Source organism: Streptococcus infantis (genome assembly GCF_047463315.1).
Taxonomy (GTDB): Bacteria; Bacillota; Bacilli; order Lactobacillales; family Streptococcaceae; genus Streptococcus; species Streptococcus infantis_AB.
Genome location: NZ_JASHEB010000019.1, coordinates 1 through 527, shown reverse-complemented (window position 1 = coordinate 527; position 527 = coordinate 1). Strand labels below are relative to the sequence as shown.

Genomic DNA, 527 nt, shown 5'->3' with positions numbered 1-527 from the left:
TACCGAGCTGCTCCATCCCGCGTTAATAATAAATAAAGGAGGATGTGGGATTCGAACCCACGCACGCTTTTACACGCCTGACGGTTTTCAAGACCGTTCCCTTCAGCCGGACTTGGGTAATCCTCCAACAAAATAGTCCGTACGGGATTCGAACCCGTGTTACCGCCGTGAAAAGGCGGTGTCTTAACCCCTTGACCAACGGACCATATTTATAAAAAATGGGCACGAGTGGACTCGAACCACCGACCTCACGCTTATCAGGCGTGCGCTCTAACCACCTGAGCTACGCGCCCAAGTAAAAAACTTGGTACTTGAACAAAGTTCAAAGCGGGTGACGAGAATCGAACTCGCGACAACAGCTTGGAAGGCTGTAGTTTTACCACTAAACTACACCCGCTTATATGGGAGTTAACGGGATCGAACCGCTGACCCTCTGCTTGTAAGGCAGATGCTCTCCCAGCTGAGCTAAACTCCCTCGAGCTAAGCGACTTCCATATCTCACAGGGGGCAACCCCCAACTACTTCCG

Annotated in this window: 5 tRNA genes; all 5 read right to left on the bottom strand. The window is 51.2% G+C overall.

Annotation, left to right across the window (positions count from 1 at the left end):
* Positions 1–36 precede the first annotated feature (36 nt).
* Positions 37–126, bottom strand: a tRNA-Ser gene (locus tag QM857_RS09225).
* 7 nt (positions 127–133) lie between these two features.
* Positions 134–205: transfer RNA gene (locus QM857_RS09220), tRNA-Glu, on the bottom strand.
* Between the two features lie 14 nt (positions 206–219).
* Positions 220–293, bottom strand: a tRNA-Ile gene (locus QM857_RS09215).
* A 33-nt stretch (positions 294–326) separates the two neighbouring features.
* Positions 327–397: transfer RNA gene (locus QM857_RS09210), tRNA-Gly, on the bottom strand.
* A gap of 5 nt (positions 398–402) precedes the next feature.
* Positions 403–475: transfer RNA gene (locus QM857_RS09205), tRNA-Val, on the bottom strand.
* Positions 476–527 lie beyond the last annotated feature (52 nt).